Source organism: Nocardioides sp. Soil796, from assembly GCF_001429525.1.
Classification (GTDB): Bacteria; Actinomycetota; Actinomycetes; order Propionibacteriales; family Nocardioidaceae; genus Nocardioides.
This window is the reverse complement of the sequence record NZ_LMSQ01000018.1, coordinates 875191-884456: the sequence shown is the minus strand read 5'-3', so window position 1 is coordinate 884456 and position 9266 is coordinate 875191. Positions and strand designations below refer to the sequence as shown.

The following is a 9266-nucleotide window of genomic DNA, read 5'->3' as shown; positions in this document are numbered from 1 at the left end:
GCAGGTCTTGTCGGCGGCGTTGATGACCGTGGCGGCGCGCTGGTAGGCGGCCAGGGCGGCGGACGGGATGCCGTTGGTGGAGGCGGTCTGGACGATCTTGTCGCCGGACCCGCGGGGCACACCGAGACCGATCTCGCCGGGCTGGGAGTAGCTGGCCGGGTCCTCGATCGCCTGCGTCGGGATCGAGGTGCCGTCGGGCAGGCGGCCGTCGTTGTCGGAGGCCGAGGCGATGGTGCTGCCACCGACGCCGATCAGGCTGGCCGTCCAGGCGGTCGACAGCAAGGCCAACGGAACGAGCGCCATGGCTCGCTGTGCACCGCCGAAGCGTGTGGTCTTCATTGCGCGAATCTCCCCAATTGTCTGCATCCGTAACCTGCCACTCCCTCAAGCACAGGCACTTCAATCAACGAAGTCTGACACGCGGGGTTACGCACCGGTACCCGACGTGATCTGCATCTCGTTCATTGAGAAGCCTGTTCCCTACCTCGGGGAGGAAACGGGCGGGCGGGCGGTTCATGACGCGGAGAAGGCCGGATTTTCGCGAAAAGGGCAGGTCACCCCCGATGTGGCCAGATTTGGTCGGTCGGCGACAATGACCCGGTGACTTCTGCTGTGCCTGCCTCCTCCACCGGCCGATCGACTGAGCGATCGGCGGAGCTCTTCGACCGGGCGCAGGCGGTGACCCCGGGTGGCGTCAACTCCCCGGTGCGGGCGTTCAACGCCGTCGGTGGCACTCCCCGCTTCATCCGCTCCGCGGCGGGAGCGTGGCTCACCGACGTCGACGGCAACGAGTACGTCGACCTGATCTGCTCGTGGGGCCCGATGCTGCTCGGCCACGCGCACCCCGAGGTGCTGGCCGCGGTCACCGAGGCGGTCTCGCGTGGCACGTCGTACGGCACGCCGACGGTGCCCGAGGTCGAGCTGGCCGAGGAGATCGTCGGCCGTACGCCGATCGACAAGGTCCGCTTCGTGTCGTCGGGCACCGAGGCGACCATGTCCGCGATCCGGCTGGCCCGTGGGTTCACCGGCCGCGACCTGATCGTGAAGTTCGCCGGCTGCTACCACGGGCACGTCGACTCCCTGCTGGCCCAGGCCGGCTCGGGCCTGGCCACGCACCAGCACGCCCACTCCATCTCCAGCACCCCCGGCGTGCCGGACATCTTCGTCGAGCAGACCCTGGTGCTGCCGTACAACGACCCCGAGGCGGTCCGCGCCGTCTTCGCCGAGCACGGCGACCGCATCGCCTGCCTGATCACCGAGGCCGCCCCCGGCAACATGGGCGTCGTGCCGCCGGCGCCGGGCTTCAACAAGCTCCTGTCCGACCTGTGCACCCAGCACGGCGCCCTGTTCGTCTCCGACGAGGTGATGACCGGGTTCCGGGCCAGCAAGCAGGGCCAGTGGGGCCTCGACGGTGCGGTCGAGGGCTGGCGTCCGGACCTGGTCACCTTCGGCAAGGTCATGGGCGGCGGCTTCCCGGCGGCCGCGTTCGGTGGCCGGGCCGACGTGATGAGCCGGCTCTCCCCGGAGGGCCCCGTCTACCAGGCCGGCACCCTGAGCGGGAACCCGATCGCCACCACCGCCGGCCTCGCCACGTTGCGACTGGCCACCGACGACGTCTACGCCCACATCACCTCCGCGGGCGAGGTGATCAAGGCCGCCGCCGCCGAGGCGCTCACCGTCGCCGGTGTGCCCCACCGGGTGCAGGCCTCCGGCACGATGTTCTCGGTCTTCTTCCGTGACGGCGAGGTCCGCAACTTCGACGACGCGAACGACCAGTCGCTGCCGGCGTACACCGCGTTCTTCCACGCCATGCTCGACGCCGGCGTCTACCTGCCGCCCTCGGCGTACGAAGCATGGTTCCTCTCCGGCGCGCACGACGACCGCGCCGTGCAGACCGTCCTCGACGCCCTGCCAGCCGCGGCCCGTGCCGCGGCTGCCGCCAACGATGGCCAGCCGACCACCGAAGGAACCCGATGACCGAGAAGACGTCTGTGCACCTGCTCCGCCACGGTGAGGTGCACAACCCGAAGGGCGTGCTCTACGGCCGCATGGACGGCTACCACCTCTCCGACCGCGGTCGCGAGATGGCGGAGGTCGTCGCCGAGGCGATCAAGGGCCGCGACATCACCCACCTGCGAGTCTCCCCGCTCGAGCGCGCCCAGGAGACCGCGCGTCCGCTGGCCGACGCCCGTGGCCTCGAGATCGTCACCGACGAGCGGGTCATCGAGTCCGGCAACGTCTTCGAGGGCCAGACGTTCGGCAAGGGCAACAACACCCTGCGCAACCCGCTGACCTGGCGCCACCTCTGGAACCCGATGAAGCCGTCGTGGGGTGAGCCCTTCAAGGAGGTTGCCGCCCGCATGATGGCCGCCGTGTACGACGCCCGCGACTCCGCGCGTGGCCACGAGGCGGTGATCGTCTCCCACCAGCTGCCGATCTGGACCACCCGGCTCTTCGTGGAGAAGCGCTCGTTCCTCCACGACCCGCGCAAGCGCCAGTGCACCCTGTGCTCGCTGACCTCGCTCAACTTCGAGGGCGACCGGCTGGTCTCGCTGACCTACTCCGAGCCGGCCGGGCACCTGATCCCCACCAAGGACAAGGCGGCCCCGTTCTCGGCGGGCAACGCCCCCGAGGAGAAGAAGCCCTGATCCGCATGCCCGCACTCCTCACCCGACGCCTGATCGCCGCGCTCGCGGCCGGCTGCCTCCTGCTCACCGGATGCGGCTCCCTCGAGGGCACCGGCGACAAGGGCTACGTGTCCGGGAACGGCCAGATCACCGAGCTGAAGCCGGGCGACCGCACCAAGCCGATCGCGCTCAGCGGCGAGGACCTCGACGGCAAGGACCTCTCCCTGGAGGACTTCCGCGGCAAGGTCGTCGTGGTCAACGTGTGGGGAGCCTGGTGTGTCGAGTGCCGCAAGGAGGCGCCCGACATCGTCGAGGTGGCCAACGGCGTCGACCCCGACGACGTGGTCTTCCTCGGGCTGAACAACCGTGATCCCTCCCGCGAGAACGCGAACGGCTTCGTGCGCACGTTCAAGCTGCCCTACCGCTCGATCTTCGACCCGTCGGCGAAGACGCTGCTGGCCTTCCACGGCACGCTGACGCCGTACTCCACGCCGAGCACGGTGATCATCGACCGGTCGGGCCGGGTGGCCGCGAGCGTGCTCGGCGTGATGCCGAGCAAGGGCACCCTCGAGACGCTGATCGACGAGGTCGTCGCTGAAGATGGCTGAGTACTTCCAGGACTCCGTGATGTCGGGGTCGCTCCTGATCGCGCTGCCCGTCGCCCTGCTCGCCGGCCTCGTGTCGTTCTTCTCGCCGTGCGTGATCCCGCTGCTGCCCGGCTATCTCTCCTACGCGACCGGCCTCTCCGGTGCCGAGCTGGAAGACGCGCACCGCGGCCGCATGCTGGCCGGCTCCGTGCTGTTCGTGCTCGGCTTCGGCAGCGTCTTCGTCGCCCTCGGGGCCCTGTCGGGCTACTTCGGCTCCACCCTGTTGCAGTACGACCGCACGATCACCGTGGTGCTCGGCTGCCTGGTCATCGTGCTCGGCCTCGCCTTCGTCGGCCTGATCCCGCTGCTGCAACGCGACGTACGCGTGCACAAGGTGCCGGCCGTCGGCCTGGCCGCTGCCCCGTTCCTCGGGTTCCTCTTCGGCCTCGGCTGGACGCCGTGCATCGGCCCGACGCTCGGCGCGATCCTGACCCTGGGCATCAACGAGGCGACCGTGCCGCGTAGTGCGGTGCTCTCCGCGGCGTACACCCTCGGCCTGGGCATCCCGTTCATCATCGCCGGGCTGGCCTACCGCCGGGCACTGGGCGCCTTCGCGTTCATCCGCCGCCACCAGGCATGGGTGACCCGCATCGGCGGCGTGATGCTCGTGGTGATCGGCGTGCTGCTGGTCACCGGCTGGTGGGACTGGATCGTCAACTGGATGCAGGTGCACCTCATCCTCGGATTCGAGACGAGCGTCTGATGGGCGACCTGAACCTCCGTGAACTGCTGCGCTGGTCGTGGCGCCAGCTCACCTCGATGCGCACGGCGTTGATCCTGCTGCTGCTCCTCGCCCTCGCGTCGATCCCGGGCTCGGTGATCCCGCAGGACAACATCGACGCGTTCAAGGCGTCGCAGTGGCGCGAGGACCACCCCGACCTGGCGCCGATCTACGAGAAGCTCGGGTTGTTCTCGGTCTTCGACTCGGTGTGGTTCGCCGCGATCTACCTGCTGCTGGCCCTGTCGCTGGTCGGCTGCATCCTGCCCCGCACCCGGGTCTACTGGCGTGGCCTGCGGGCTGCACCACCGAAGGCCCCGCGCAATCTCACCCGCCTGCCGGACAGTGCGACGTACCGCACCTCCGAGCCGGTCGACGACGTCCTGGCTCGCGCCCAGGTGCTGCTCAGGAAGCGGCGCTTCCGGGTCCTCGCCGCCGAAGGTGCCGTCTCCTCCGAGCGCGGCTACCTGCGCGAGGCCGGCAACCTGCTCTTCCACATCTCGGTGCTGATCGTGCTGGCCGGCTTCGGGATCGGGTCGCTCTTCGGCTACCAGGGCGGCGTGATCGTGTGGAAGGACGGCGGGTTCTCCAACAACCTCACCCAGTACGACGACTTCGTGCCGGGCAGCCTGATGCAGGCCGAGGACATGGAGCCGTTCTCCTTCGAGGTGACCGACTTCGACGTCAACTGGCTGATGAGCGGGCCGCGCAAGGGCATGGCCCAGAAGTTCGTCGCCCACCTCGACTACCGGGAGACCCCCGACGGCGAGGAGAAGGAGTACGACCTCAAGGTCAACCACCCGCTCTCCATCGGCGGCACCGACCTGTTCCTGATCGGCCACGGCTACGCCCCCTCGATCACCGTGCGCGACGGCAACGGCGACGTCGCGTGGTCGGGGCCGGTGATCTTCCTGCCCGAGGACCAGGCGACGTTCACGTCGTTCGGTGTGGTCAAGGCGCCCGACGCCCGGCCCCGCCAGATCGGGCTCGAGGGCCTGCTCTACCCGACGTACGCCAACGTCGACGGCAACCCGGTCTCGCTGTTCGGCGACGACCGCAACCCGCGCATCTCGATGCTGGCCTACGTCGGCAACCTCGGCATGGACTCGGGCGACTCGCAGTCGGTCTACGTGCTCGACAAGAGCCGGATGACCGAGCTGAAGAAGAACGACGGCTCGATGTTCCGGGTCGACCTGTTCCCCGGCCAGACCAAGAAGCTCCCCGACGGCGCCGGATCGGTGACCTTCGAGGGCATGCGGCCGTGGGTGCGCATCCAGATCAGCAAGACCCCCGGCAAGGGCGTCGCACTCGGTGGGGTCATCCTGGCCCTGGTCGGGTTGCTCGGCTCGCTGTTCATCCGCCCCCGCCGGGTGTGGGTGCGGGCGCGTCGTGAGGACGAGGAGACCGTGGTCGAGATCGCGGCCCTCGACCGTTCAGGGGGTGGCGAGGTCGGGACCGAGCTCGCCGAAATTGTCGCGTCGCTCCGTGCGGGCGACGTGCGTGAGGAGAAATCGTGAGCAACACCCAGTGGGAGAACCTCAGCGTCCAGGCGCTGGCGGTCGTCGCGGTCGTCTACTTCCTGGCGCTGCTGGCCCACCTCGTGGAATGGGCGGCGCTGCGCAAGCTGCCGACCGACGCACCTCTCGACCAGCGGACCCGCACGTTCGGCCGCTTCGGGTTCCTGCTCACGGTGATCGGCGCGGCCGTCCAGCTCGTGGCCCTCGTGGGCCGTGGCATGGCCGCCGACCCCAACCGGGTGCCGTGGGGCAACATGTACGAGTTCGTGATCACCGGGACCTTCGTCCTCGTTCTCGCCTACCTGGTGCTGCGCGGTCGCTTCAGCCTGGAGTGGCTGGCCCCGATCGTGGTCGGCTTCGCGCTGACCGTCCTGATGGTCGCCGAGCTGACCCTCTACGAGGAGGTCGTCCCGCTGACCGAGGCGCTCTCCTCCCCGTGGCTGGTGATCCACGTGGTGGCCGCGGTGATCGCGACCGGTGCCTTCACCCTCGGCGGGATCCTCTCGGTGCTCTACCTGGTCAAGGAACGCAAGCCCGACACCACCACCGGCTTCCTGGCCCGCGTGCCCGAGCTCGACGCGCTCGACCGCATCTCCTACCGCATCCACGCCTTCGCGTTCCCGGTGTGGACCTTCGCCGTGCTGATCGCGGGCCCGATCTGGGCGCACTACGCGTGGTCGCGCTACTGGGGTTGGGACGCCAAGGAGGTCTGGGCGTTCATCACCTGGGTCGTGTACGCCGCATACCTCCACGCCCGCGCGACCGCCGGGTGGAAGGGCCGCAACGCCGCGATCGTGGCGCTGGTCGGCGTGGGCACCCTGTGGTTCAACTTCATCGGCATCAACTACTTCTTCGGCGGCAGCTCGCAGCACTCGTACGCCGCCCCGTCCGTGGTGCAGGAGCCGGTGCGGTCGTCGTACGACCTGATCTGAGCGGCGGGCGGGCTCGGCCTGCTCAACTGGGCGCAGCCCTGCTCAGCCGTCGGTCGGCTTGTCCTTGTGCGGACGGCGGCGGTTGAGGTCGCGCAGGAACTCGGGATCGTCGTCGGGTCCGAGCGGGCCGGAGGGGCGGCGTTCGGGCTTGGCCGTGGACCCGCCGTTGCCGCGCCGGAAGAGTGCGCCCCGGGTCTCGACGAGCCGGACGACCAGATAGACCGCCAGTGTGACGAGCACGATGACGAGGATGAACTTGCCCACCCCTCAAGAGTACGGCCTGCACCCGAGCAATCTAGGCTGAAGGGGTGAAGGAGTTCATCGTCTACACCCTGTTGCGCATCGCGCTGTTCCTCGGAGCCCTCGGAATCACCGTCGGTGTCTGGGGGCTCGTCTCCGACAACGGGGTGCCCATGATCTGGGCCGTGGTGATCGCGTTCGTGGTCTCCGGCCTCGCCTCACTGTTCCTGCTCGACCGGCAGCGTGAGCGGTTTGCCCGCGTCGTGCAGACCCGGGCCGAGAAGGCGACGCAGAAGTTCGAGGAGATCAGCGCACGCGAGGACGACAAGGACTCCCCGTGAGCATCGACCGGCGGCGGGAAGGCTGCTGCTCGGTCGGCACCCGCTCCGACGGTGGGGAGCGGGCCTGGCTCAACGAGGCGATCCGCAAGGTCGAGGCCGACGCGAACCGGTCGGCAGACACCCACCTGCACGTCTTCCCGCTGCCCGACGACTGGGGCATCGACCTCTATCTCAAGGACGAGTCCGTCCACCCGACGGGCTCGCTGAAGCACCGGCTGGCGCGGTCGCTGTTCCTCTACGGGCTCTGCAACGGCTGGATCGGTGAGGGTACGACGATCATCGAGGCCTCCTCGGGGTCGACGGCGGTCTCGGAGGCCTACTTCGCCCGGCTGCTGGGCCTCCCGTTCGTGGCGGTGATGCCGCGCTCGACGTCGCCGGAGAAGATCTCGCTGATCGAGTTCCACGGCGGCACCTGCCACCTCGTCGACGACCCGTCCACGATCTACGCCGAGTCGCGTCGCCTTGCGGAGGAGACCGGCGGGCACTACATGGACCAGTTCACCTACGCCGAACGCGCCACCGACTGGCGGGGCAACAACAACATCGCCGAGTCGATCTTCGAGCAGATGGCCCGCGAACGGCACGCGGTGCCGACCTGGGTGGTCGTGGGTGCGGGCACCGGAGGCACGTCGGCGACGATCGGCCGCTACGTCCGCTACCGCCGGCTCCAGACACAGGTCTGCGTGGTCGACCCGGAGAACTCCGCGTTCTTCGAGGGCTGGACCGACCCCGACGCCACGGGCACCGCGTCGCGCATCGAGGGCATCGGCCGGCCGCGGGTGGAGCCGTCGTTCCTGCCCGGCGTGGTCGACGCGATGATGACCGTCCCCGACGCCGCCTCGATCGCCGCGGCGCGCTGGTGCTCCGAGGTCACCGGCCGGTTCGTCGGCGGCTCGACCGGTACGTCGCTGTGGGGCGCCCTGCACCAGATCGCGGGCATGCGCTCACGTGGTGAACAGGGCTCGGTGGTGACGCTGCTGTGCGACGGCGGCGAGCGCTACACCGACACCTACTACTCCGACGCCTGGCTCGAGGCGCAGGGCATCGACATCGCGCCGTACGAGCGCACGCTGGAGGAGTTCGGGCGCACCGGCGCCTGGCAACCGCCGGCCTGAGCGCGACCTACTTGAGGCGTCGCTCGATGCGCGACCGGGGCTGGCCGAGGATCTTGGCCAGGATCGGTGCGCGCATCTTGTAGACCACGAAGCCGGCGGCGATCACGGCGAGCAGGATCAGGAAGAACGTCATGCGCCCACTTTCCCACGACCCTGCAAATGTTGCGTCTCGAACCGGCAGTCGTTGCGGTGTGAGCACCAGGAACCCACGGCTCGAAGCGCAAGAATCCACGGTTCGCGCATCAAGAATGCACGGTTCGCGACACGAGGGTTGCGGGGTCGTGGGTCAGACGCCGGGGGAGCTGCGGGAGCCGTCCTCGCGATAGTCGATCGCGTCGAAGTCGACGGTGCGCTTGGCGTTGGCGATCGCGGTCATCACCGTGGTGCCGATCGGGCCGCGACGGTCGAAGATCGTGGCGGTGCCGACGCTGATCCCGTCGTGGACGACGCGGTCGAGCCCGGAGAGCCCGAGCTGGATGCCGTCGGGCAGCCGCGAGAGCGTGACCGTGATGTCGGTGTTGATGAACTCCACGCCCTTGCTGCCCCAGTTGGTCACCATCGTGGTCGCGTCGGCGATCGCGGCCACCGCCGTGAACGGGGTCGCTTCCTCGCCGTCGACGGGAGGTACGCCGGTCTGCCAGGTCGCCTTGCGTGAGGAGTTCTGGTGGGCGCGGAAGTCCTGCGACCAGCCGGCGCTGCTGTGGAAGAACGGGATGTGCGGCTCGGTGCCCTCGGGGGCGAGGTCGAGCGGCGGCGGCACCGGGTGCTCGTCGGGAGACCAGACCTCACCGGCCGGGGTCTCGCCCTTCTTGAGGAACAGGGCACTGGCCCGCGCGACCCGCTCGCCGTCCTGCACCATGGCCACGTCGACCAGGCAGATGCGCGGTCCCTCGCGCACCACCTCGGTGGTGAAGGTGCTGGCGGTCATCATCGCCGGGCGGAACAGGTCGACGGTGTAGCGCGCCGGTTGCAGGTCGTCGCGGCCGAGGTCGCGCAACGCACCCTCGGCAGCCCGGGACAGACCGGCGCTGATCGCGACGCCGTGCATCTGCTCCTTGCTCCACAGGCTGCGGGAGAGCCCCAGCGGCATGAGTGACGCGCCGTCATTTCGGTAGAACGCCAGCCCCAT

11 protein-coding genes and 1 pseudogene are annotated in these 9266 nt (G+C 69.3%); 8 read left to right on the top strand and 4 right to left on the bottom strand.

Annotated features, from left to right (window positions below; genetic code table 11):
• Positions 1–339, bottom strand: a pseudogene (locus ASH02_RS26420) (lytic transglycosylase domain-containing protein); the annotation flags it as partial.
• 261 nt (positions 340–600) lie between these two features.
• On the opposite strand from ASH02_RS26420, the gene hemL reads away from it, so the two are divergent.
• From hemL to ccsB, 6 genes are read left to right on the top strand one after another with little or no spacing between them, the layout of a single operon-like run.
• Positions 601–1977 carry a glutamate-1-semialdehyde 2,1-aminomutase gene (gene hemL / locus ASH02_RS15630; RefSeq protein ID WP_235532672.1) on the top strand — a complete coding sequence of 459 codons (1377 nt, stop codon included), beginning with the start codon at positions 601–603 and terminating at the stop codon, positions 1975–1977.
• Positions 1974–2648 carry a histidine phosphatase family protein gene (locus ASH02_RS15625; protein WP_056688664.1) on the top strand — a complete coding sequence of 225 codons (675 nt, stop codon included), beginning with the start codon at positions 1974–1976 and terminating at the stop codon, positions 2646–2648. The genes hemL and ASH02_RS15625 overlap by 4 nt, the downstream gene beginning before the upstream one ends.
• A gap of 5 nt (positions 2649–2653) precedes the next feature.
• Positions 2654–3235: a TlpA disulfide reductase family protein gene (locus ASH02_RS15620; RefSeq protein ID WP_056890260.1), complete on the top strand. Its 582-nt coding sequence runs from the start codon at positions 2654–2656 to the stop codon at positions 3233–3235.
• Positions 3228–3977: a cytochrome c biogenesis CcdA family protein gene (locus tag ASH02_RS15615; RefSeq protein ID WP_056688660.1), complete on the top strand. Its 750-nt coding sequence runs from the start codon at positions 3228–3230 to the stop codon at positions 3975–3977. Before ASH02_RS15620 ends, ASH02_RS15615 begins: the two co-directional genes overlap by 8 nt.
• Complete coding sequence (gene resB / locus ASH02_RS15610; RefSeq protein ID WP_082564158.1) at positions 3977–5509, top strand: cytochrome c biogenesis protein ResB; 1533 nt, start codon at positions 3977–3979, stop codon at positions 5507–5509. Before ASH02_RS15615 ends, resB begins: the two co-directional genes overlap by 1 nt.
• Entirely contained in the window at positions 5506–6441 is a 936-nt protein-coding gene (gene ccsB, locus ASH02_RS15605; protein ID WP_056688658.1) for a c-type cytochrome biogenesis protein CcsB, read from the top strand. The genes resB and ccsB overlap by 4 nt, the downstream gene beginning before the upstream one ends.
• 42 nt (positions 6442–6483) lie before the next feature.
• Here ccsB and ASH02_RS15600 read toward each other — a convergent pair whose 3' ends face one another.
• The gene (locus ASH02_RS15600) at positions 6484–6705 is read right to left on the bottom strand and encodes a hypothetical protein (protein WP_056688656.1); all 222 of its coding nucleotides are present in this window, start codon (positions 6703–6705) and stop codon (positions 6484–6486) included.
• 44 nt (positions 6706–6749) lie between these two features.
• Between ASH02_RS15600 and ASH02_RS15595 the strand changes: the two genes are divergently transcribed.
• Both ASH02_RS15595 and ASH02_RS15590 read left to right on the top strand, forming a co-directional pair.
• On the top strand, positions 6750–7022 hold the full coding sequence (locus ASH02_RS15595) for a DUF4229 domain-containing protein (protein ID WP_056688654.1): 273 nt from the start codon (positions 6750–6752) through the stop codon (positions 7020–7022).
• Between the two features lie 2 nt (positions 7023–7024).
• The gene (locus ASH02_RS15590; protein WP_056688953.1) at positions 7025–8137 is read left to right on the top strand and encodes a PLP-dependent cysteine synthase family protein; all 1113 of its coding nucleotides are present in this window, start codon (positions 7025–7027) and stop codon (positions 8135–8137) included.
• A gap of 7 nt (positions 8138–8144) precedes the next feature.
• On the opposite strand, the gene ASH02_RS27295 is transcribed toward ASH02_RS15590, so the two are convergent.
• Together ASH02_RS27295 and ASH02_RS15585 are read right to left on the bottom strand one after the other, a co-directional pair.
• On the bottom strand, positions 8145–8270 hold the full coding sequence (locus tag ASH02_RS27295; protein ID WP_268788305.1) for a hypothetical protein: 126 nt from the start codon (positions 8268–8270) through the stop codon (positions 8145–8147).
• A gap of 153 nt (positions 8271–8423) precedes the next feature.
• Complete coding sequence (locus tag ASH02_RS15585) at positions 8424–9266, bottom strand: thioesterase family protein (protein WP_057295039.1); 843 nt, start codon at positions 9264–9266, stop codon at positions 8424–8426.